A 20,535-nucleotide genomic window follows, 5' to 3' on the forward strand; every position below is an offset into this window, starting at 1 on the left:
TGGATCAGCTATTGCAAATTTATTGAATAATAAATAAAATAGGAGAAATAATAATAGAAGAGATACGGAATACAATACAAATGTTTTGTATTTACTTTTTTTAGGGGATATCATTCTTTTGGGGGTTAAATGATTGTTTATATATCCATAAAAGTAAATAAAAATATTTTAAATTCGGATTAATTTTTTAAAAATGTTAAATTTTTTTAAAAAAGTAACTAAATTATACAACTATATAGAATTTTAATTTATTGGCCAAACAAGATTCTGATAGCTATAAAGATAGCAATTATAAGACCTCCATAGAGTAGCACTTTTTTGCCAGCACCTTTATAATAACGCTCATGGTTTTTAATGTCTTTTCTATAGCTATAAATCATTAAGGCGATAAAAGAGATGATAAAGAAAATCATAAAAATAATTCTTCCTGTTGTAAAATAAGCACCTAAAAACATCCTTTAAATTTTTTATACGTTTTGATTTAATAGCAGAAAAGAAGCTTTTATTTTATCAGAAAGTTTCTATATATTGTCTAACTAAAATAACCAGATTTTTATTTTGCAAAATTACAAATTAAAAGAAGAATACCAGTGTTTTTGTACTAACTTCTAGTATTATAAATCTATAGCTTTAAAAAAATAATTATAAACATTTCTATAAATAATGAAGAATAAAATAGCAGCAGTAACGCAATTTCACACCGCTTTTAAATTAAACATGAATCAAAAACCTATTGTAGATATAGGTGAAGATAGAAAAAAACTTCGATTTGATTTAATGAAAGAAGAAAATGAAGAGTATTTAGAAGCTGCAGAAAATAACGATTTGGTGGAGGTGGCAGATGCCTTAGGTGATATGTTGTATATTTTATGTGGTACTATTATAGAGCACGGTATGCAAGATAAAATAGAAGAAGTCTTTAATGAAATACAACGCAGTAATATGAGTAAATTAGGTGAAGATGGTAAACCTATTTACAGAGAAGATGGCAAAGTATTAAAGGGACCTAATTATTTTAAACCTAATATTTTAAAAATTTTAGAAAAATAAAAACTTATAAGTATCTATTGTACCAGCTTTCTTCAATAGGGATTTCCCAATTGTTTTCAAAGTCTACTTTTGTGGTAATTAAATTATCAAAAATGATGCTTTTTGCTGTTACAGCTTTGTTTTTAAGTAGTTTTTTAAAGTCTTTTAGTTCTTTGTATTGTACAAATTCTCCTTGTTTAAAACAAGCATTCATTTTGTCTAATAATTCTACTTCGTATTCTTGTTGTAGCCCTAAGATAAAAGAAACAGATGCGTCAATATCTGCATTTGATAAAGTAGAATTTTCATCATCAGCAAAAAGAACAATAAATCTGTTGTATAGAAATTTGTAGGACGCTTTAAAATTTTCGTCATCAGATTTCCAGCTTTCAATAAAGGTTTTTACTTTATTTTCTATTCCTTCAATTTCATTAGGATAAAATTTTCTGCTAGAAGGGTACACCCAAACTTTAGCATCTTCAGTAATTATGGAATAATCTACAAACATTTTTATATAATTTTCGATGCAAATATACAGAAAAGAAAAACCGCAAATCAATTTATTAATTTGCGGTTTTAAAACTATTTTTGATTTTTAATTAGAGTTCTGTTGCAAAAGACTTTTTAAAAAGTTTTATAAAGTCATCTTGTACGCTTTGTCCTTTGTTTTTATTATACCAAACTTGTAGATCTTGTTTAAACTCAGCGTCTAATGCACCGTGTTTTGCTTTGTAATCGGCCACCATTTGAGTGGCAACAGTTGGTCTTGGTCCCCAAGTGTCAATTACGTTATGCTCTTTATCTAAAGCAATTAATTTAGGAATTGCTTTACCTCCATTGGTTAAAAATAAGTTCATTAAATCTTCGTTATCATCTCTTAAAACTAATTTTAAATCAATTAGTTTGTTTGCTTCTGCAATTTTAGCAATTACAGGTAGGTTTTGTGCAGCATCTCCACACCATCCTTCAGCAATAACCAACCATGTTTGTGGTTCTTTTACTTCTTGTATTTCTGCAATTGTGTTCTCAGAAATTTTTATGGTTTTATCTAGTCGTTTCATTCTTCTGTCGTTTAACATACTATAATTTGTTAAATCTTCAGATTGATTATGACCTGTAGCTTTTCCTTCTGCTAATAAATTGCTTACTAAAGCTCTAAATTCTTGATATGATAATGCGTTTTCTAAACTTTTTTTAATAATATTTTTCATCTCCTAATATTTTATGCAAAGGTATTTGTATTGATTAAATTATTCTGCAACCTTTGTTACAAAGTACGTGACTTTTTAATCATTTATATAGACGAAAAAATGGAGGCACCTTACAAATTATTTTAAAGTAGTTCTTTTTGTAAGTTGGTAAGAATATCTTTTGTCATTGTAGATAAATTAAATTTGTGCTGCCAATTCCAATCGGATCTTGCTTCAGAATCATCTATAGATGCTGGCCAGCTATCTGCAATTTGCTGTCTAAAATCTGGTTGATAAGAAATTTTAAATTCAGGAATGTGTTTTTTTATTTCTGATGCAATTTCTTCTGGTGTAAAACTCATAGCCGCTAAATTATAACCCGTTCTATTTTTTATATTTTTAACATCCGTTTGCATTAATTGTATGGTTGCATTAACAGCATCCTCCATATACATCATTGGTAGGCGTGTGTTTTTAGCTAAAAAACATTGGTAAGATCCTTTTTCTATAGCGTTAAAATAAATGTCTACTGCATAATCTGTTGTTCCTCCACCAGGTTTAGAGTTCCAAGAAATAATACCCGGATAACGTAAACTTCTAACATCTACACCAAATTTTTCGTGGTAATAATTACACCAAAATTCGCCTGCAACTTTACTAATTCCGTAAACTGTAGAAGGCTGCATTACTGTATTTTGTGGTGTGTTAATTTTTGGTGTATTCGGTCCAAAAACGGCAATAGAACTTGGCCAATATACTTGTTTAATATGTTTTTCTTTAGCTAAATCTAAAACAGCTAGTAATGAGTTCATATTTAAGTCCCATGCTTTTTGTGGGTGTTGTTCTGCAGTTGCAGATAATATGGCAGCTAATAAATAAACCTGGGTAACTTTGTGTTGTTTTATGGTTGCAAGTATTGTTTCTTTGTCAGTAGCATCAATAATTTCAAATGGACCAGAAGCCATCATTTTTTTATTGCCTTCTCTAATGTCTGAAGCAATTACATGGTTGTTGCCATATAAAACGCGGAGTTTTTGTGTCAATTCATTTCCTATTTGACCACTAGCTCCTAAAACCAAAATTATTTCACCCATACCTCTAAATATGATTTTAATAATAACAAAGGTACTTAATTTTATTATTCGTAAAATAAATTACTTAAAATAATTATTCAATAATTTAAAAACTATAAACAGCCCTGTTGTTACAATTTTCTTAAATAGACAATAGATGCTCTTAAAATGTGTATTTTTACCACTTATTATATATGATCGTGAAACAATTAATGTACTTATTACTGTTTTTAGTTTTATTTTCTTGCGGAAATGATAAGAAAGAAACTACTACAACGGTTCAAGAAAAGCCTAAGCGAAGCATTGTAAAACAACATGTTGCTTTGGTAAATGTAAAATCTACTTATAAAAAGGAAGTAGAAAATTGGCAAGAATTAAAATCGGTAAACTCGTTTATAAAAAAATTCGAAAAAGTATCTCCTAACGAGGCTTTAAGCAATGCATTAGAATTAAGAGATTTGGTTGTAAGTTTAAAAGATAGTGTAAAACCAACGCTTTTTGATAATCAGCCTTTTGAAACAAGAATAAATGTGTTACATAATGAAGTGCTTCGTTTGGCAGATTTAACGTTTATACCTGCAATTACATCAGAAGAAGTTAATTTGCAAATAGATAAAACAATAGCAGCTTTTTCATCCGTAAATGAAAAAATAAACAGCATACTAGCTAAAAAGTCTTTTGAAGATGCCATAGATATCGAAATCGATTATATTGGAATAGATTCTACAAAAATAGATAGCATTTCTAAGAAATCTATCAATCTAAAAAGGAAAGAGAACAACTTAAAAAAGAGTGAACTAAATAGCGATTTACTTCATGAAATTAAACCAATAACAAGAGAGTAGAAATGAAAAATATCTTCTTCCTTTTAGTGGTGATTATTTCTTTTTTTGGCTGTAGTCAAACAAAACAAATTACAACAACTCAAAGCATATCAGCCATAAAAACGGATGTAAAAACCTTATTAGATAATTGGCATAAGGCAGCTTCGGATGCAGATTACAAAGGTTATTTTGGTGCAATGGATAGTGTTTCTGTTCTTATAGGGACAGATGCTACAGAAAATTGGAATAAAATGCAATTTGCAAGTTTTAGTAAACCTTTTTTTGACAAAGGTAAAGCTTGGTCTTTTAAACCTCTAGAAAGAAATGTTTACGTAAGTGAGCAAAGAAATTTTGTATGGTTTGATGAATTGTTAGATACTTGGATGGGAACTTGCAGAGGTTCTGGTGTTTTAGAGAAGAAGCAGAATACTTGGAAAATTAAACACTATGTTTTATCTGTAGAAATACCTAATAATAATGTTCAGGCGGTGATTAAAGCAAAGAAAAAAAGTGATTCTATATTTTTAACTAGGTTTAATAAGTAGTATTAGAAGCTATTTCCTGCTTTCGCTACTCGCTTTTTTTAGTTTATTCTCGATACAAATTTTTCATTCTTCAAAATTCACTCGAAATAACCTAAAAAAGAGCTCAAACATGCCGCTCTATCAGGGCTAGATTTGTTTGCTGGCTTTTAGAAATTACTTTAAACCAATAGAATATTAAGAAACTACTTCGGCAACTACTTTAAAAATCAACTCATTTTCAAATCCTTTTCGCATTAAAAAATCAATTAGCTTTTTCTTTCTCTTGTAGTTATCAGTTTCAGAAATTACCTCATTTCTATTCTCTGTAATTCTATAAATAGTTTTTAAATACTCATCTTCGTCAATTTCTTTTAAAGCTGTTTTTATGTTGTATGCAGAAATGTCTCTAAACTTTAATTCTCTAACAATACGTTGTTTTCCCCAAGATTTAATTCTAAATTTTCCACGGGCAAAACTTTTAGCAAAACGTTCTTCATTTAAAAAATTATCTTTCATTAAGCTTAAAAGAATCATTTCTTTAGCCTCCGGAATTAAATTGTATTCATACATTTTTTGCTCCACTTCTTTGTGGCTTCTATCTTGGTAAACGCAGTAGTTTTCTAACTTACGTTTTATTTCATCAACCGTAAAAGACTTCTTTTTTATCATTGGTTTAAAAATACAAAAAGAGATGAAATTATATAAATTTCATCTCTTTTATTATAAAAATATAGGTTTAAAACTTAGATTTGGTTTTTCTCATCGATTCTTTGATCGGTATTAAAGACCTCTTCTGTAATTAGTTTTTTAGGAGATATTTTACTCTTTAGCCACATTTTAAATAATGTTATTAAGTAAAATAAAACAGGTACTAAAATTAATGTTAAAAAGGTAGCTATTAATAAACCGTAAATAACGGTCCATGCTAAGGGCCCCCAGAAAGCAACATTGTCTCCTCCAAAATAAATATGAGGGTTGTATTCTGTAAATAAACTAAAGAAGTTTATGTTTAAACCAATAGCTAACGGAATTAAACCTAAAATAGTGGTAATTGCAGTTAATAAAACGGGTCTTAAACGTGCTCCACCAGCTCTTACTATGGCTTCGAACAAGGTTTCTTTGTCTAAATAATCTTCATGATCTAAACCTAATTCTCCTTTTTTTCTGTCAATTAATAATTGTGCATAATCTAAAAGTACAACTCCGTTGTTTACCACAATTCCTGCCAGCGAAATAATTCCCATCATGGTCATCATAATCACAAAAGAACTTCCAGAAATAACAATTCCTCCAAAAACCCCAATAAAGCTTAAGAAAATAGCAATCATTATAATTCCTGGTTTAGAAACCGAATTAAATTGAAAAATTAAAATAAAGAAAATTAATGCCAAACCTGTAAAAAATGCACCCACTAAGAATAACATTTGTTTGTTTTGTTCTTCAATTTGACCTGTATAATCAATTTTAATTCCTTTTGGTAAATTCTTAAAATCTTTCATTTCATTTTGAATTTTACCAACTACGGCTGCAGCATCTGTTTCTCCTGGAGCTAATGCAGAATAAACAGTAACTACTCTTTTAATGTCTTTGTGTTTAATAGCACTAAAACCAGAATTGTTTTTTTGTGTTGCTACGGTAGAAACCGGAATTTCTTTTATTTTACCAGAAGCCATGTCTCTAAAGATAATGTTCTGATTAAATAAAGCGCTTGTGTTATATCTGTCTGCTTTATTAAAACGAACATAAATATCATAATCGTCTCCATCTTCTTTATAAACACCTGCTTTGTTTCCAAAAATAGAAGCTCTTAATTGAGAGCCAACTTGACCTGTAGAAACGCCTAACTCACCGGCTTTTTTTCTATCCACTAAAACTTCCATTCCTGGTTTGTCTCTGTTTACATCGATCTTTAATTCATCTATACCAGCAATACTTTTTGTGTTGATAAAGTCTCGCATTCTTTGAGCTGTATGAATTAACTCTGCGTAATCATCACCTTCAATTTCAATATTTATAGGAGATCCAACAGGTGGTCCATTAGCATCTTTTTCTACAGAAATTAAAACTCCAGGATAAATACCAACCAAAGCAGTTTGTAATTTCTGACGCATTAATTCACTATCTAAACCTCTTCTATATTTGTATTCTCTCATGGAAGCCGTTACTTTTCCTTTGTGTGGCATTTCTGCAGCAGAACCTCCATCTGTTTGAGGGTTTCCTGCGCCTTCACCAACCTGAGAAACTAAACTTTCTACCATAAAGTTATAGTCGCCATCCATATATTCATCACTATATAAAACGGTTTCTACTTTTGCTTCGATTAGTTTGGTAATCTCATTTGTTTTTTGAATATCTGTTCCTTCAGGATATTCTATATAAACAATAATTTGATTTGGTTTATTATCCGGAAAAAATTCTACTTTAGTTCTTTGTGTTTTTAAAGACCATCCGAAGGCCATAAACGAAGCAAATAATAAAATGGTGGTTCCAATTACTAAAAAGTAAGGTCTTTTGCCTGTTAAGGCTTTTCTTAAACTGTTTTCGTACCAACCTTCTAATATTGGTAATACTTTGTTTTGAAAGCTATTAGCCCATCCTCTTAAAAATAAACGATATACCCAAAGCATAATTGCGGTAAAAATCATTAAAGAACCAAGCGCACTGTATGTGCCTCCTATTAGTAAAACAATAATTCCTACAAAAGTCATTATACTTGTAAGAATGGCTATTTTTTTAATTGGCATATCTACATCTTCTACACTCATAAATTGAGAAACCAATACAGAGTTAAAGAAAATAGCAACTAATAATGATGAACCTAAAACGGTAGATAAAGTAATTGGTAATAACACCATAAAATCTCCCATAACCCCAGGCCAAAGACCAAGCGGAATAAATGCAGCAACAGTGGTTGCGGTAGAAATAATAATAGGATATGCAATTTCGCTAATTCCTTTTTTTGCAGCTTCAATTCTGCCCATTCCTTCTTCATCCATTAAACGATATACGTTTTCTACCACTACAATTCCGTTGTCTACCAGCATTCCTAGTCCCATAATTAACCCAAAAAGAATCATGGTATTCATGGTGTAGCCTAATAAGTTTAAGATCATTAAAGACATAAACATAGACATTGGTATTGCAAACCCAACAAATACAGCGTTTTTAAATCCTAAGAAAAACATTAAGACGGTTACCACTAAGATTACTCCAAAAATAATATTGTTTACTAAATCATCTACTTGTCCAATGGTTTTAGAAGATTGATCGTTAGTAATTGTTACTTTTAAATCTTTTGGAAAATAATTTTCTATAGCTTCGGCAACAATTACTTGAATTTGTTCTGATGCCGCTACCATGTTTTTACCCGCTCTTTTTTTAACATCGAGCATAACAACCTCTTTACCTCTTTCTCTGGCAAAAGTGGTTTTGTCTTTGTCTTTAAAAGCAACAGTGGCTACGTCTTTTAAATAAATAGGATTGTTAAATTCAGATTTTATTACAAAATCTTCTAAAGCAGCAGGTTTTTCAATTTCACCAATAATTCTAACCGTTCTTCTTTGTCCGCTTGTAATAAAATTACCAGCAGACATGGTTACGTTTCCGTTGCTAATGGCAGAAGTAATATCATTAAAACTTACTTTTGCCGCCATCATTTTAAAGATATCTACGGCAACTTCAACTTCTTTTTCTTGAGCACCACGAATATCAACTTTTTTAATTTCGGCTAAATCTTCTATTTCATCTTGTAAATATTCACCAAATTCTTTTAGTTTATATACAGGATAATCACCAGAAATATTAATGTTTAAAATGGCAATTTCTTCCGATAAACTTAAATCAAAAACATTAGGTTCTATTTTAGCTCCGTTAAAAGTAGGCCAATCTTCACTAGCTGTTTCTGTAGCTATTTCGTCTTTAATTTTTTGTTTAGCAAGTTCTACTGAAATGTTTTCATCAAACTCAACAACCACCATCGAGTAGTCTTCTTGAGACGTTGAAGTAACTTCTACAACATTACTAATAGTTTTTACTTCATCCTCTAGAGGGTCTGTAATTAATTTTTCTATATCTTCTGCGGTGTTTCCTGGGTAAATAGTACTAATGTATATTTTAGTTTCCTTAACCTCCGGAAAATTTTCTCGGGCCATGCTTAAATAAGCTGTAATTCCGTAGAAAAATAGCACAGCCATTAATACGTAAATGGTTGTTTTATTATGAATTGCCCAAGCAGATAACTTAAATTCTTTATCTACTTGTTTTTTTTGTTTTGTCATCTCTAGTGTTTTTATTTATTGATAACTTTTACAGTCTGTCCGTTGTTTACACTACGTGCACCTTCTTTAATAATTTCTGTACCAACGGTTAAGTTTTCTAATACTTCAATAAAATTTCCTTGTGTTTTTCCTGTCTTAATAACTACTCTTTCTGCGATTGCTTCGTTATCAGAATTTTTATCTTTGATGGCATACACAAATTGTTCTCCATTAGCGTTTTCAGAAATAATACTTTGCGGTATTAAAATAGCTTTAGCATCTGTATAATCATTAATTTGAAGTTTAGCGGTTAAATTTGGTTTTACATTTCCGCTTTTATTAGCAACCGGAACTTCAATTTTAAAAGATCTATTATTAGGGTTGATAAAACTACCAACTTGTCTAATAGAGCTATTTAAGCTTGTGCCAAGTACTGGGAATTCTATTTTTACTTCTTTATTTTTTTGAATACTTGTAATGTATCTTTCTGGTACTTCTGCCTCTACATACATGTTGTTAAGGTTTACAATTCTAAAAACTTCAGATCCTTGACCAGGAGCAATAACAGTTCCTGTTTCTTTTATGACATCATCTATAACACCAGAAAATGGCGCTCTAATAGATGATTTAGATTGTTGACTTTTAAGTTGTTTTAAAGAGTTTCTTTGAGCTTCGTAACTTGTTTTTGCTTGAAGAAACTGAATTTCTGAACCTATTTTCTGCTCCCACAAACGTTTTTGACGCTCAAAAGTAGTTTTTGCCAATTGTGTAGTTGCTTCTAATTGTGCTACTTGATTGCCTAAACCGCCATCATCTATAGTTGCTAATAATTGTCCTTTAGAAACTTTTTGTCCTTCTTTAACATAAACTGTTTTTAAAATACCTGCCATTTCTGGGTAAATTAAAATGTTTTGTTTTGTTTTTACATTTCCTTGAATTTCTAAATAGTGGTTAAAAACTTCTTCTTTTACCTTTATTGTAGTAATTAAAGGAAGTTTTTTTATGGTGTCTTTTTTAGAAATAGCCTCGTTTATAGCTTCTAAATCGGTATTTATAGCTTCTATTTTTGCTGTAATTTCTTTCTTTTTAGCGGTTAATTCTTTTAAATTGCCTGTGGCAACTAAATCTGCCACGGAAGTTGTTTTTTCCTCTCCACAAGAAATTAAAACAAGTGTAATTACTAATAATGAATATATTTTTCTCATCGTTTGGTTATTATTTAATTGGTAGGTTTAATGCGTTTTCTAATGTTGCTTTTTTAGCAATAACATCTAACATAGATTGAATGTAGTTTTGTTGTTGCGTGTATAATTGGTTCTGAGCTTGTAGTAAATCGAAACTAGAAGAAATTCCTTCAAAGAACTTAATACGTTGTTTTTTTTCTATTCTTTCTGCTAAACCAACGTTTTTCTTTGCTGTAGCATAGTTTTCTATAGTTAATTGGTAGTCGCTTTTTGCTTTTTCTGCCAATAAACTTAAACGTTGTTTGGTTTCTTCTAATCTAATATCTGCTGTTTCTAAAGCTATTTTTGCTTGTGCTGTTCTAGAACTTCTTTGTAAACTACTAAAAATAGGGATGTTTAAACTAACACCAAGTAAAGAAGAATTAAACCAGTTTTGTTCTTTTTTAAAGAATGAAAAATCACTTGAGTATGCTTGTGCTCCGTAGTTTACATAAGCAGATAAAGTTGGTAACGCTTTGCTTTTTTCTAACTTTACAAGTAATCGTTTAGACTCTCTGTCGTTTTCTGCAATTTTAAAGTCTATATGGTCATTTACATTAAATTCATCAGCAATTAAGCCTAAGTTAATGTTTTTCTCCGCTAAAGAATCTAAGTTGTCTGTTAGTATAAGTTTTGTTTCAATAGGGCTACCCAAAGAAAGATTTAACATTTTATAAGCAATGTCTTTTAGTCTTTTAACACTATTTAGTTGACTTTTTAGATTTCCTAATGTAATTTCTAACTGTTCAACATCTTCCTCTTCGTTAAATCCATTTTCATAGATTTTTTTAGCATCGTGTAGGTTCTTTTCTAAAATTTTAATATTTCCATTAAAAATTAAGATACTATTTTCTGCCACTAATACATTTCCGTAAGCGTTAATAACAGCTTCTCTGGTTAAGAGTTCTGTTTTTTCATTTGCTTGTTTAGAAATTTTTAAATAGGTTTTAGAGGCTTGTAATCCAACTAAATAAGATCCATCAAATAATAACTGTTTTAAGGTTACAGAGGCGCTTGTGTTTTGTTTAGGGCTAAAAGTTACCGGTTCAAAAGTACCTGGAGTTCCGCCAACTAATTCTGCCGGCAACAAAGAAACTTGTTGTTTTAACCAATTGGTATAATCTATGGTTCCGCTAATTTGAGGTAAACCAGTTGCGGTTGTTTCCCAAACTTTTTTGCTTGCAGATGTAATATCATTTTTAGATGCTTTTGTGTTGTAGCTATTTTTAAGAGCAAAGTTTATCGCTTCATTTAGCGATAATTCCATTGTTTTTTCTTGAGCGTTGGTTATCAAGAAAAAGCAAGTGCTTATACATGCTAGAATTAAGTTTTTCATGTGGTTATTATTTCAGTTTTAATTGGTTTTCTAATTGTTGTATTCCTTTTTCGGTACAAATTCCTCGTAAATGATATTCTAAATAGTAGTTCATTAATGTGTTCATAGAGTATTTTGTTAACGGAAACAAATCTTTATCTTTTATACCTATCATTCCGTTAAAGTAAATTCTAGAAATAAACTCTAAATCTATAGTATCTCTATATAGTTTATTTTCAATCCCTTTTTTTAAGTTTTCTATTACGCAATCTTGCATCACGTGAAACTGTTTCTGTTTTAAGGAAGCGTATATTTTAGGGTAATACTTTTGAAGTTGATACTGAGGTGAAGATTTTTCGTCCTTTAAATTCTCTAAAATTAATCTTTTTATAGAAAAAAGTTCGTTAATAGGGTTTAGGTTTAACTCGCAAATACCATCAATACCACAACAAATACTATTAAATATATGCAAAGCAACAGCGTCTATAAGTTCTGTTTTATTTTTAAAGTACTTGTAAATGGTTTTTTTTGATACACCTAAAGAACTGGCAATTTCATCCATAGTAACACTCTTAAAGCCTAGGTTTAAGAAGAGTTCGTTCGATTTTTCTAATATTTTGTCTCTCATAATTCGGGGACAAATGTACGAACGGAAACTTTAGAAACCAATTAAGTTTCCAAAGTTTTAATTATTTTTTAACATTGGAATTATAAAGTAAAATTTCTTTACGTTATTTTTACAAAAAATTACAGATTTGGACATTTTACATTATCAGAAAGATTTTATTAACTATTTAGAATCTAAAAAGTGGGTTAATGAACCTAAAAATCTATACGAACCTATAGATTATATTATAAAATTAGGAGGTAAGAGGATGCGACCTATTTTAACACTTATGGCCGCAGATATTTTTTCAGGAACTTACGAGAAAGCAATGCCAGCAGCTTTGGCAGTTGAGGTTTTTCATAATTTTACTTTGATTCATGATGATATTATGGATGATGCTCCTCTTAGAAGAGGTAAAGTTACTGTTCATGAAAAATGGGATATTAATACGGGTATTCTTTCGGGAGACGCAATGTTAATTTTAGCGTATCAATATTTTGAAAACTACGAACCTATTGTTTTTCAGAAATTAGCAAAGTTATTTAGTAAAACGGCTTTAGAGGTTTGTGATGGGCAACAATTAGATGTAGATTTTGAAACTAGAAATGATGTAACTATAGATGAATATATTAATATGATTCGTTTAAAAACATCTGTTTTAGTTGCAGCTGCATTAAAAATGGGTGCTATTGTGGCGGAAACTAGTGATGAAAATGCAAATTTAATTTATGAATTTGGTTTAAATTTAGGGATTGCGTTTCAATTACAAGATGATTATTTAGATACTTTTGGAGATCCGAAAACTTTTGGAAAGCAAATAGGTGGAGATATTATAGAGAATAAGAAAACGTACTTGTATTTAAAATCATTAGAGGTTGCAGAGGAAGAAGATAGGGGTAGATTGCATCTACTTTATAATCAAAAATCAAAAGATAATTCGGTTAAAATTAGTGAAGTAACTCAAATTTTTATACAAAATAATATTCCTGCTTTCATAAAGGAGCAAATTCAAAATTATACAGAGAAATCTTTTAAAACTTTAGCAGCTATGAATGTCTCAGAAGAAAGTAAAAAAGGGCTAAAGAATTTCGGACTTTGGCTAATGAATAGATCTGTGTAAATTTTTTTTAAAAAAAATATAAATTATTCAAAATAAGTATTACATTTGCAGCCAAATTAATCGGTCCCATAGCTCAGTTGGTTAGAGCATCTGACTCATAATCAGAGGGTCCTTGGTTCGAGCCCAAGTGGGACCACTATAGTTTTTTATTGCTTTTATTATTAAAAGTTTTTTATATTTGTTTAATGATAAGCGTAATTAATAATAAATTTTTAATCTGGGGGGATATAAAATGAAAAACAAAAAGCATTTTGCATTATTTATAATGCTAGTAATTACAAGTATGGCCATTGTTGGTCAAGTACCAACACCAGGACCACCGTCGCCACCGGGGCTTCCAATAGATGGCGGTTTAATCTTTTTAGTTGTTTCTGGAGTTTTATACGGGGTAAAAAAGAAGATTAAGAATTAGTTAATCTACTAACGTATTTTCCAATAACATCAAATTCTAAATTAACACAATCATTAAGTTTAAGATGCTTAAAGTTTGTGTTTTCTTTTGTGTACGGTATAATGGCAACGCTAAACTCATTTTGCTTAGAGTTTACAACCGTTAAACTTACTCCGTTTACAGTAATAGAGCCTTTTTCTATTGTAATGTTTTTGTTAGATGAATCATATTCGAAAGTGTAAACCGTACTTCCGTTTTCATTTTTAATAGCTGTGCAAGTTGCTGTTTGGTCTACATGACCTTGTACAATATGACCATCTAAACGGTCTCCTAATTTCATTCCGCGTTCTAAATTCACTAAATCTTTTTCAACTAAATTGCCAATATTAGTTTTATTTAAAGTTTCTTTAATAGCAGTAACAGTGTAATTGTTATTGTCTATTGCAACAACGGTTAGGCAAACACCATTGTGCGCAACGCTTTGATCTATTTTTAATTCATTTGTAAAATTACTACTTATAGTTAAATGAATATTATCTTGATCTTTAGTGATGTTTGTAATTGTACCAAGTGTTTCTATTATTCCGGTAAACATATTTGTAAAATTTAGTTACTTTTGTAGTATTCAAAAATAGGAATAATAGAAGAGTTACTATGAATAAATCTGATAAAATTATAGTTGGTATTTCAATAGGAGATTTAAATGGAATAGGTTTAGAGGTAATTCTAAAAACTTTTCAAGATAAAAGGATGTTAGATTTTTGTACTCCAGTTCTTTTTGGAAGCACAAAAGTAGTTTCTTATCATAAAAAAGCTCTAAAATCTGAAACTCCAGTTCACGGAATAACTTCATTAAGTCAGTTGAATCATAATAAAATTAATGTTTTAAATATTTGGAAAGAGGATGTAGCTGTAGAATTAGGAAAAGCTACAAAAGAATCTGGTGAATATGCGGCCAAATCATTAGAAATAGCCGTTGCCCATTTAAAAGATAAAACAATAGATGTTTTATTAACTGCACCTATTAATAAGGAAACCATACAATCGGATACTTTTAATTTTCCTGGACATACAGAATATTTAGAAGACAAGCTTGATGGTAAAAGTTTAATGATTTTAATGACTGATGCCTTAAGGATAGGTTTAATAACAGGTCATATTCCTATTTCAAAAGTAGCAGAAGCTGTTACACCAGCGTTAATTAAAGAAAAAGTAGCTACAATGTATACTTCTTTAGTGCAAGATTTTGGAATTAATAAACCTAAAATTGCTGTATTATCTTTAAATCCTCATTGTGGAGATAAAGGAGTTATTGGTGTAGAAGATGATGAAATAATAAAACCTACTATAGATGAAATTAAGGCGTCTGGTAAGTTAGTTTTTGGCCCTTATGCTGCCGATGGATTTTTTGGATCTGAAACTTATAAGCAATTTGATGGTGTTTTAGCAACTTATCACGATCAAGGGTTAGCGCCTTTTAAAGCATTGTCTTTTGGTAATGGTGTTAATTTTACTGCAGGATTAAGTGAAGTTAGAACTTCTCCCGATCATGGTACAGGCTTTGATATTGCTGGAAAAAACGTAGCAAACCCTTCTTCTTTTAAAGAAGCTTTGTTTACTGGAATTCAAATTTATAAGACAAGAAAAGAATATAAAGAGCTTTCAAAAAACCCTCTTTTAGTAAAGTAAAAAACTTTTGATAGAAAAGAGTGTAAAATAATAAATTTTTATATCTTTGCACGCTCAATTGATATTTGGAAATGAAATACTTAAAGGAATTCAACATACCGTTTGTAGGATTAAAAGAAGGAATTCATTTGTTTGAATACGAAATTGATAACACGTTCTTTAAAGCTTTTAATTATGATGAATTTGAAAGTTCATCTGTTAAAATAACATTAAATTTTATAAAGAAAAGTACATTGTTCGAGTTAACATTTACTGCAAATGGATATGTAGAGGTGCCTTGCGATGTTTCTAATGAACTTTATAAACAAGACGTTAAAGCTGTTTTACCTTTAGTGGTAAATTTTGGGCCAGAATTTAATGATGATAATGAGGAGATTTTAATTTTGCCTCACGAAGCGTATGAATTTAATGTTGCTCAATATATATATGAACTAATAGTATTATCAGTTCCTAATAAAAGAGTTCATCCCAAAGTGTTAGACGGAACCATGGATTCTGAAGCATTAGATAAGTTAAGAGAGTTAGAAATAAAAGAAGTAAAGACTGTTGAAGAAACAGACCCAAGGTGGGATAAATTAAAGAATTTAATAACAGAAAAAAAGACATAAAATGGCACATCCTAAAAGAAAGATATCTAAAACCAGAAGAGACAAAAGGAGAACGCATTATAAAGCAGCTTCTCAGCAAATAGCAACAGATCCAACAACAGGAGAGTCGCATTTATACCACAGAGCTCATTGGCACGAAGGTAAATTATACTACAGAGGACAAGTAGTATTAGAATCTGCATCTGCAATAGAAGCATAAAAAAATCAAAAGTTTTTCTAAAAACCCTCATTAATTGAGGGTTTTTTTGCGTTTTTCAAGTAGAAATTGTCTTTTTAGACAATTATTACTTTAAAAAGTGAAATAAAATTCACTACTTTTGATTTTCCTAACCACATGGAAAACAACTAAAAATATGACAAAAATCACTGCAGCAATTACAGCAGTAGGGAAGTATGTTCCTGAATATGTTCTGACTAATAAAGAGTTAGAAACCATGGTAGAAACTAATGATGAATGGATAACCACTAGAACAGGCATCAAAGAAAGAAGAGTTTTAAAAGGAGAAGGTTTAGGTACTTCATATATGGCTATAAAAGCCGCAGAAGAATTGTTACAAAAATCAAACATTAACCCTCAAGAAATCGATTTAATAATAGTAGGAACAGCTACACCAGATTTACCAATTGCTTCAACAGCAGCCTATGTTGCGTCAGAAATAGGAGCAACAAATGCTTTTGGTTACGATTTACAAGCAGCGTGTTCTAGTTTTTTATTTGGTATGTCTACTGCAGCAGCTTATATAGAATCTGGTAGATATAAAAAAGTATTATTAATTGGAGCCGATAAAATGTCTTCAATTATAGATTATAATGACAGAGCAACTTGTATTATTTTTGGTGATGGAGCAGGTGCTGCTTTATTTGAACCAAATTATGAAGGCTTAGGTTTGCAAGATGAATATTTAAGAAGTGATGGTATTGGTAGAGACTTTTTAAGAATAGAGGCAGGTGGGTCTTTAATGCCAACAACCCCAGAAACGGTAGCACAAAATAAACATTTTGTATATCAAGAAGGAAAAACGGTTTTTAAATATGCAGTTTCTAGTATGGCAGATGTTGCAGAACGCATGTTAACCAGAAATAATCTTACAGAAAAAGATATCCAATGGTTAGCGGCACATCAAGCTAATAAAAGAATTATTGAAGCAACAGCCAAAAGAGTAGGGGTACCATCAGAAAAAGTGATGATGAATATTCAGAATTACGGAAACACTACATCTGCAACCTTACCACTTTTATTGGCAGATTATGAAAGTCAATTAAAAAAAGGAGATAACTTAATTTTTGCGGCATTTGGTGGCGGTTTCACATGGGGAGCAGCTTACGTAAAATGGGCATATAATTCATAAATACAACAACTAAATAATTATGAGTATGGATATTAAAGAAATTCAAAATCTTATAAAATTTGTAGCTAAATCTGGCGCTAGCGAGGTAAAGTTAGAGATGGAAGATGTAAAAATTACAATTAGAACTGGTTCTGGTAAAACAGAAACAACAATTGTGCAAGCAGCTCCTATGGCTGGTGTGCCTCAAGTTGCAGCTACTGTTGCTGCTCAACCTGTTGCATCTACAGAAGCAGCAGCACCACAAGCAGAAACTGAAAACTCTAAATATATTACTGTAAAGTCTCCTATTATTGGTACTTTTTATAGAAAACCATCTCCTGATAAACCTAATTTTGTAGAAGTAGGATCTGAAATTTCTATAGGTGATACAGTTTGTGTTATTGAAGCAATGAAATTATTTAATGAGATAGAATCTGAAATTTCAGGTAAAATTGTTAAAATATTAGTTGATGATTCTTCTCCTGTAGAGTTTGATCAACCATTATTTTTAGTAGATCCATCATAGTATAAATCATAATTTCTAATTTATAAATTCTATAAAAATAGTTTAGAATTTGTTTTTTGAATATTGAAAATTTAAGACTTTATGTTTAAAAAAATATTAATTGCCAATAGAGGAGAAATAGCACTTCGTGTTATTAGAACCTGTAGAGAAATGGGCATTAAAACTGTTGCAGTTTATTCTACTGCAGATGCAGAAAGTTTGCACGTTAGATTTGCAGATGAAGCAGTTTGTATTGGTCCTCCTTCAAGTTCAGAATCATATTTAAAAATGTCTAACATTATTGCTGCTGCAGAAATTACCAATGCAGATGCAATTCATCCAGGTTATGGATTTTTATCAGAAAACGCTAAATTTTCAAGATTATGTGAAGAGCATAATATTAAATTTATTGGAGCAACAGGAGAAATGATAGACCAAATGGGAGATAAGGCAAATGCCAAGTCTACTATGATTGCTGCAGGTGTGCCTTGTGTACCAGGTAGTGAAGGTGTTATTAAAGATTTTGACGATTGTGAGAAGATTGCAATTGAAACAGGCTACCCAGTAATGTTAAAAGCTTCTGCGGGAGGTGGAGGAAAAGGAATGCGTGCTGTTTGGAAACCAGAAGATTTAAAAGACGCTTGGGATTCTGCTAGACATGAATCTAAAGCTGCCTTTGGAAATGATGATATGTATATGGAAAAGCTAATAGAAGAGCCAAGACATATCGAAATTCAAATTGTAGGAGATTCTTATGGTAAAGCCTGTCATTTATCAGAAAGAGATTGTTCTGTACAACGTCGTCATCAAAAGTTAACGGAAGAAACTCCTTCTCCTTTTATGACTGATGCTTTAAGAAAAAAGATGGGAACTGCAGCTGTTAAAGCAGCAGAATTTATAAAGTACGAAGGTGCTGGAACTGTAGAGTTTTTAGTAGATAAGCATAGAAACTTCTTTTTTATGGAGATGAATACTCGTATACAAGTAGAGCACCCTATTACAGAAGAAGTTGTAAACTACGATTTAATTAGAGAGCAGATTTTAGTTGCTGCAGGTGTGCCAATTTCAGGGAAAAATTATTATCCTCAAATGCACTCTATAGAATGTAGAATTAATGCAGAAGATCCTTACAATAATTTTAGACCTGCACCAGGAAAGATATCAACTTTTCATGCACCAGGAGGTCACGGAGTAAGAATTGATACCCATGTGTATGCGGGTTATATGATTCCGCCAAATTACGATTCTATGATTGCTAAATTAATTACTACAGCTCAAACAAGAGAAGAGGCAATTAATAAAATGAAGCGAGCATTAGATGAGTTTGTGATAGAGGGGGTTAAAACAACAATTCCTTTCCATAGACAATTAATGGATCATCCAGATTATGTTGCAGGAAATTATACAACTAAGTTTATGGAAGATTTTGAAATGAAATAAAAAAATAAAATTTAGATTAAATTTAATAGAAAAATAGAGAACGCAATTTGTGTTCTCTATTTTTTTTTATCTTTATAGTTAAAGATTGAAAGATGAAAATAGACGGAATAGATAAAAAAATTATTAGAAGCTTAATAAAAGATGCTAGAACCCCTATTTTAAGTATTGCAAGAGATGTTGGTATTTCTGGTGCTGCAATTCATCAAAGATTGAGAAAATTAGAGAAATCAGAACTAATAGATGGTTATCAAATGATGATAAACCCCAAAACATTGGGATATAATACCATTGCTTTTGTAGGTCTGTTTTTAGAAAACACAGCTGTTTTATCATCAATAATAAAAAGACTTAAAGAGGTTTCTGAGGTAGTAGAATGCCATTATACAACAGGTAATTTTACAATTTTTATTAAAGTATTATGTAAAAATAATGAAGATTTAATGAGGGTTTTAGAAACTAAAATAAAAGAAATAAAAGGAGTTGTTAGGTTTGATACATTTACATCTTTAAATAAACAAATAGATAGGCAAGTACACGTTTAGAAAGTAAGCCGAACATTAAAAATTTACCATTTAACGAGTTTTTGAAACAGATAAACTAACAATTTTTTTTTAAGTATTTTTTTACACCACTTTTGTGTCAATTAAAAAAATTATATGAAATCCCTCTCCATTTTACTTATTGACGATGATGAATTAGAAAGAATGAAATTTAAAAAAGTATGTAAAGATATTCGTTTTCCTTGCGCTATTACAGAAGCAGTAGATGGAGAGCAGGCTTTAAATATTTTAAATATATCTAAAAACACATTTGATATTATTATTTTAGATTTACATATGCCTAAAATGTGTGGGCTTCAACTTTTAGAGGTTCTAAAATCAACCATAACTTTTAAATATATTCCTATAATTATTATGTCTAATTCAGAAGATGGCACTGAGTTAAAAAGATGTTATGAGTTAGGAGTTTCGGGATATTTTACAAAACCCGTAGATTATACTAAATATTTTAAAAAAGTAAAATCATTATTAAACTATTGGAAACGTAATGAACTTATTGATTAATACTTCTATTTCTAAAAAACGATATTAATATATGGAAACTCCAAATTTAAATTATGTAAAAGAACTTTCTGGAGGAGATCTAGAATTTGAGGAAAGTATGCTTAAGGTTTTGAAAAAAGAATTCCCCGAAGAACAATTACTTTTTAATAAAAATTTTGAAGAAACAAATTATTTAGAAGCAGCAAATAATGTACATAAAATAAAGCATAAAATTAGTATTCTAGGTCTAAAAGAAGGCTTAGAATTGGCTTCTAGATTTGAAAAAGATTTAAAAATAGGAGACACAAAACTATATGGAGATTTTATAAAGATTTTAAACAAAATTCATGTATATTTATTGGTCTAATAA

General features: G+C 30.3%; 24 protein-coding genes and 1 tRNA gene. 15 read left to right on the forward strand and 10 right to left on the reverse strand.

The genetic code is table 11. The features are described 5' to 3' along the window. Positions 1-248: 248 nt before the first annotated feature. Positions 249-455, reverse strand: coding sequence for a hypothetical protein (locus WG951_RS13610; RefSeq protein WP_105047501.1), 207 nt, complete (start codon positions 453-455; stop codon positions 249-251). A 208-nt stretch (positions 456-663) separates the two neighbouring features. Between WG951_RS13610 and WG951_RS13615 the strand changes: the two genes are divergently transcribed. Next, entirely contained in the window at positions 664-1,050 is a 387-nt protein-coding gene (locus tag WG951_RS13615) for a nucleoside triphosphate pyrophosphohydrolase family protein (protein WP_105047502.1), read from the forward strand. Between the two features lie 4 nt (positions 1,051-1,054). Here WG951_RS13615 and WG951_RS13620 read toward each other — a convergent pair whose 3' ends face one another. The 3 genes from WG951_RS13620 to WG951_RS13630 form a co-directional block, all read right to left on the reverse strand. Next, complete coding sequence (locus WG951_RS13620) at positions 1,055-1,537, reverse strand: ABC transporter ATPase (RefSeq protein ID WP_105047503.1); 483 nt, start codon at positions 1,535-1,537, stop codon at positions 1,055-1,057. Between the two features lie 91 nt (positions 1,538-1,628). Beyond that, positions 1,629-2,240: a thioredoxin family protein gene (locus tag WG951_RS13625; protein ID WP_105047504.1), complete on the reverse strand. Its 612-nt coding sequence runs from the start codon at positions 2,238-2,240 to the stop codon at positions 1,629-1,631. Between the two features lie 122 nt (positions 2,241-2,362). Next, the gene (locus WG951_RS13630) at positions 2,363-3,313 is read right to left on the reverse strand and encodes an NAD-dependent epimerase/dehydratase family protein (RefSeq protein WP_105047505.1); all 951 of its coding nucleotides are present in this window, start codon (positions 3,311-3,313) and stop codon (positions 2,363-2,365) included. 173 nt (positions 3,314-3,486) lie between these two features. Between WG951_RS13630 and WG951_RS13635 the strand changes: the two genes are divergently transcribed. Both WG951_RS13635 and WG951_RS13640 read left to right on the forward strand, forming a co-directional pair. Next, a complete protein-coding gene (locus tag WG951_RS13635) occupies positions 3,487-4,137 on the forward strand; it encodes a hypothetical protein (RefSeq protein WP_146105233.1) in 651 nt (216 codons plus the stop codon). A 2-nt stretch (positions 4,138-4,139) separates the two neighbouring features. After that, positions 4,140-4,661 (forward strand): nuclear transport factor 2 family protein, encoded by a 522-nt coding sequence (locus tag WG951_RS13640; protein WP_105047507.1) that lies wholly within the window; start codon positions 4,140-4,142, stop codon positions 4,659-4,661. A 174-nt stretch (positions 4,662-4,835) separates the two neighbouring features. On the opposite strand, the gene WG951_RS13645 is transcribed toward WG951_RS13640, so the two are convergent. From WG951_RS13645 to WG951_RS13665, 5 genes are all read right to left on the reverse strand, one after another. Further along, the gene (locus WG951_RS13645; RefSeq protein WP_245893450.1) at positions 4,836-5,309 is read right to left on the reverse strand and encodes a regulatory protein RecX; all 474 of its coding nucleotides are present in this window, start codon (positions 5,307-5,309) and stop codon (positions 4,836-4,838) included. A 74-nt stretch (positions 5,310-5,383) separates the two neighbouring features. Next, positions 5,384-8,917, reverse strand: a complete 3,534-nt coding sequence (locus WG951_RS13650) for an efflux RND transporter permease subunit (RefSeq protein WP_105047509.1) — start codon at positions 8,915-8,917, stop codon at positions 5,384-5,386. Between the two features lie 11 nt (positions 8,918-8,928). Then, positions 8,929-10,101 carry an efflux RND transporter periplasmic adaptor subunit gene (locus tag WG951_RS13655; protein ID WP_105047510.1) on the reverse strand — a complete coding sequence of 391 codons (1,173 nt, stop codon included), beginning with the start codon at positions 10,099-10,101 and terminating at the stop codon, positions 8,929-8,931. A gap of 10 nt (positions 10,102-10,111) precedes the next feature. Next, entirely contained in the window at positions 10,112-11,455 is a 1,344-nt protein-coding gene (locus tag WG951_RS13660; RefSeq protein ID WP_105047511.1) for a TolC family protein, read from the reverse strand. Between the two features lie 7 nt (positions 11,456-11,462). Next, positions 11,463-12,062: a TetR/AcrR family transcriptional regulator gene (locus WG951_RS13665; protein ID WP_105047512.1), complete on the reverse strand. Its 600-nt coding sequence runs from the start codon at positions 12,060-12,062 to the stop codon at positions 11,463-11,465. A 127-nt stretch (positions 12,063-12,189) separates the two neighbouring features. On the opposite strand from WG951_RS13665, the gene WG951_RS13670 reads away from it, so the two are divergent. The 3 genes from WG951_RS13670 to WG951_RS13680 all read left to right on the forward strand — a co-directional run bounded on the left by WG951_RS13670 (position 12,190) and on the right by WG951_RS13680 (position 13,573). Then, the gene (locus WG951_RS13670) at positions 12,190-13,161 is read left to right on the forward strand and encodes a polyprenyl synthetase family protein (RefSeq protein WP_105047513.1); all 972 of its coding nucleotides are present in this window, start codon (positions 12,190-12,192) and stop codon (positions 13,159-13,161) included. A gap of 62 nt (positions 13,162-13,223) precedes the next feature. Further along, positions 13,224-13,297, forward strand: a tRNA-Ile gene (locus WG951_RS13675). A gap of 96 nt (positions 13,298-13,393) precedes the next feature. Continuing rightward, positions 13,394-13,573, forward strand: coding sequence for a PID-CTERM protein-sorting domain-containing protein (locus WG951_RS13680; RefSeq protein WP_105047514.1), 180 nt, complete (start codon positions 13,394-13,396; stop codon positions 13,571-13,573). Here the strand turns inward: WG951_RS13680 and WG951_RS13685 are convergent. Beyond that, entirely contained in the window at positions 13,563-14,147 is a 585-nt protein-coding gene (locus WG951_RS13685) for a riboflavin synthase (protein WP_105047515.1), read from the reverse strand. The two genes, WG951_RS13680 and WG951_RS13685, sit on opposite strands and share 11 nt — an antisense overlap. A 59-nt stretch (positions 14,148-14,206) precedes the next feature. Between WG951_RS13685 and pdxA the strand changes: the two genes are divergently transcribed. From pdxA to WG951_RS13730, 9 genes are all read left to right on the forward strand, one after another. Beyond that, positions 14,207-15,241 carry a 4-hydroxythreonine-4-phosphate dehydrogenase PdxA gene (gene pdxA / locus WG951_RS13690; protein WP_105047516.1) on the forward strand — a complete coding sequence of 345 codons (1,035 nt, stop codon included), beginning with the start codon at positions 14,207-14,209 and terminating at the stop codon, positions 15,239-15,241. 71 nt (positions 15,242-15,312) lie between these two features. Continuing rightward, a complete protein-coding gene (locus WG951_RS13695) occupies positions 15,313-15,849 on the forward strand; it encodes a YceD family protein (protein ID WP_105047517.1) in 537 nt (178 codons plus the stop codon). Position 15,850: 1 nt separating this feature from the next. Continuing rightward, entirely contained in the window at positions 15,851-16,048 is a 198-nt protein-coding gene (gene rpmF / locus WG951_RS13700; protein WP_068448735.1) for a 50S ribosomal protein L32, read from the forward strand. A gap of 154 nt (positions 16,049-16,202) precedes the next feature. Beyond that, positions 16,203-17,198: a beta-ketoacyl-ACP synthase III gene (locus tag WG951_RS13705; RefSeq protein WP_105047518.1), complete on the forward strand. Its 996-nt coding sequence runs from the start codon at positions 16,203-16,205 to the stop codon at positions 17,196-17,198. A 25-nt stretch (positions 17,199-17,223) separates the two neighbouring features. Beyond that, the gene (accB, locus tag WG951_RS13710; RefSeq protein WP_105047519.1) at positions 17,224-17,703 is read left to right on the forward strand and encodes an acetyl-CoA carboxylase biotin carboxyl carrier protein; all 480 of its coding nucleotides are present in this window, start codon (positions 17,224-17,226) and stop codon (positions 17,701-17,703) included. 81 nt (positions 17,704-17,784) lie between these two features. Next, positions 17,785-19,122, forward strand: a complete 1,338-nt coding sequence (gene accC / locus WG951_RS13715; RefSeq protein WP_340914466.1) for an acetyl-CoA carboxylase biotin carboxylase subunit — start codon at positions 17,785-17,787, stop codon at positions 19,120-19,122. A 92-nt stretch (positions 19,123-19,214) separates the two neighbouring features. Beyond that, complete coding sequence (locus WG951_RS13720) at positions 19,215-19,664, forward strand: Lrp/AsnC family transcriptional regulator (protein WP_105047521.1); 450 nt, start codon at positions 19,215-19,217, stop codon at positions 19,662-19,664. Positions 19,665-19,778: 114 nt separating this feature from the next. Continuing rightward, complete coding sequence (locus tag WG951_RS13725) at positions 19,779-20,186, forward strand: response regulator (protein ID WP_105047522.1); 408 nt, start codon at positions 19,779-19,781, stop codon at positions 20,184-20,186. A 31-nt stretch (positions 20,187-20,217) separates the two neighbouring features. Next, complete coding sequence (locus WG951_RS13730) at positions 20,218-20,532, forward strand: Hpt domain-containing protein (RefSeq protein WP_105047523.1); 315 nt, start codon at positions 20,218-20,220, stop codon at positions 20,530-20,532. Positions 20,533-20,535: the final 3 nt, after the last annotated feature.

This window comes from Polaribacter butkevichii, from assembly GCF_038024105.1.
In the GTDB taxonomy this organism is placed as follows: Bacteria; Bacteroidota; Bacteroidia; order Flavobacteriales; family Flavobacteriaceae; genus Polaribacter; species Polaribacter butkevichii.

What these genes read in the sequence shown, in the direction of transcription:
- WG951_RS13725 (WP_105047522.1), top strand. Translation starts at nt 19,779, where the DNA reads ATGAAATCCCTCTCCATTTTACTTATTGACGATGATGAATTAGAAAGA.
- WG951_RS13655 (WP_105047510.1), bottom strand. Translation starts at nt 10,101, where the DNA reads ATGAGAAAAATATATTCATTATTAGTAATTACACTTGTTTTAATTTCT.
- WG951_RS13695 (WP_105047517.1), top strand. Translation starts at nt 15,313, where the DNA reads ATGAAATACTTAAAGGAATTCAACATACCGTTTGTAGGATTAAAAGAA.
- pdxA (WP_105047516.1), top strand. Translation starts at nt 14,207, where the DNA reads ATGAATAAATCTGATAAAATTATAGTTGGTATTTCAATAGGAGATTTA.
- WG951_RS13680 (WP_105047514.1), top strand. Translation starts at nt 13,394, where the DNA reads ATGAAAAACAAAAAGCATTTTGCATTATTTATAATGCTAGTAATTACA.
- WG951_RS13640 (WP_105047507.1), top strand. Translation starts at nt 4,140, where the DNA reads ATGAAAAATATCTTCTTCCTTTTAGTGGTGATTATTTCTTTTTTTGGC.
- WG951_RS13705 (WP_105047518.1), top strand. Translation starts at nt 16,203, where the DNA reads ATGACAAAAATCACTGCAGCAATTACAGCAGTAGGGAAGTATGTTCCT.
- WG951_RS13720 (WP_105047521.1), top strand. Translation starts at nt 19,215, where the DNA reads ATGAAAATAGACGGAATAGATAAAAAAATTATTAGAAGCTTAATAAAA.
- WG951_RS13645 (WP_245893450.1), bottom strand. Translation starts at nt 5,309, where the DNA reads ATGATAAAAAAGAAGTCTTTTACGGTTGATGAAATAAAACGTAAGTTA.
- WG951_RS13730 (WP_105047523.1), top strand. Translation starts at nt 20,218, where the DNA reads ATGGAAACTCCAAATTTAAATTATGTAAAAGAACTTTCTGGAGGAGAT.
- WG951_RS13660 (WP_105047511.1), bottom strand. Translation starts at nt 11,455, where the DNA reads ATGAAAAACTTAATTCTAGCATGTATAAGCACTTGCTTTTTCTTGATA.
- WG951_RS13650 (WP_105047509.1), bottom strand. Translation starts at nt 8,917, where the DNA reads ATGACAAAACAAAAAAAACAAGTAGATAAAGAATTTAAGTTATCTGCT.
- WG951_RS13610 (WP_105047501.1), bottom strand. Translation starts at nt 455, where the DNA reads ATGTTTTTAGGTGCTTATTTTACAACAGGAAGAATTATTTTTATGATT.
- WG951_RS13625 (WP_105047504.1), bottom strand. Translation starts at nt 2,240, where the DNA reads ATGAAAAATATTATTAAAAAAAGTTTAGAAAACGCATTATCATATCAA.
- rpmF (WP_068448735.1), top strand. Translation starts at nt 15,851, where the DNA reads ATGGCACATCCTAAAAGAAAGATATCTAAAACCAGAAGAGACAAAAGG.
- accB (WP_105047519.1), top strand. Translation starts at nt 17,224, where the DNA reads ATGGATATTAAAGAAATTCAAAATCTTATAAAATTTGTAGCTAAATCT.
- WG951_RS13620 (WP_105047503.1), bottom strand. Translation starts at nt 1,537, where the DNA reads ATGTTTGTAGATTATTCCATAATTACTGAAGATGCTAAAGTTTGGGTG.
- WG951_RS13665 (WP_105047512.1), bottom strand. Translation starts at nt 12,062, where the DNA reads ATGAGAGACAAAATATTAGAAAAATCGAACGAACTCTTCTTAAACCTA.
- WG951_RS13685 (WP_105047515.1), bottom strand. Translation starts at nt 14,147, where the DNA reads ATGTTTACCGGAATAATAGAAACACTTGGTACAATTACAAACATCACT.
- WG951_RS13635 (WP_146105233.1), top strand. Translation starts at nt 3,487, where the DNA reads ATGATCGTGAAACAATTAATGTACTTATTACTGTTTTTAGTTTTATTT.
- WG951_RS13630 (WP_105047505.1), bottom strand. Translation starts at nt 3,313, where the DNA reads ATGGGTGAAATAATTTTGGTTTTAGGAGCTAGTGGTCAAATAGGAAAT.
- accC (WP_340914466.1), top strand. Translation starts at nt 17,785, where the DNA reads ATGTTTAAAAAAATATTAATTGCCAATAGAGGAGAAATAGCACTTCGT.
- WG951_RS13615 (WP_105047502.1), top strand. Translation starts at nt 664, where the DNA reads ATGAAGAATAAAATAGCAGCAGTAACGCAATTTCACACCGCTTTTAAA.